General features: G+C 67.0%; 1 protein-coding gene. It reads right to left on the bottom strand.

Annotated features, from left to right (window positions below):
- The coding region (locus tag LZ009_RS24165; RefSeq protein ID WP_275700557.1) for an IS110 family transposase at positions 1-427 on the bottom strand (427 nt) is incomplete at both ends.

The raw sequence follows: 427 nt of genomic DNA, 5'->3' as shown, positions 1-427 counted from the left end.
AAACGCGCGGTCCAATCCGAGGCGCGCACAGCCAGGAAGCTCGTTGGAGGCATCCTCCAGCGCGTCGCCCAGTTGCGCCCGCAGCGCGCTTGGACCGAGCGGAAACACCAGGCCGAACTCGCTGAGCAAGCCGCGTATGCGGTTGATGCACGCGGTGCGCTCCTCCTTGTAGGCTTCACGAAGCCGGTGCACGCACAGCACGCCTTGCTGCGCGCAGCTCTTGATGGCGACAAATCGCATCTTGGGCCGGGACGCCGCTTCGCAGATGGCGGCGGCATCGGTCGCGTCGTTCTTGCCGCCTTTGCCTTCCATGCGGTACGGCGTGACGAAGTGCGGCGCGATCAGCCGCGGCTGCAAGCCCAGTCGCTGAAGTCGACGGGCCCAATGGTGCGCACCCGAGCAGGCTTCCATCGCGACAACGCAGCCG

The sequence above is a fragment of the Ramlibacter paludis genome (assembly GCF_022012305.1).
GTDB lineage: Bacteria > Pseudomonadota > Gammaproteobacteria > Burkholderiales > Burkholderiaceae_C > Ramlibacter > Ramlibacter paludis.
The sequence above is the reverse complement of the archived record's forward strand: the minus strand, read 5'-3'. Positions and strand labels throughout refer to the sequence as shown.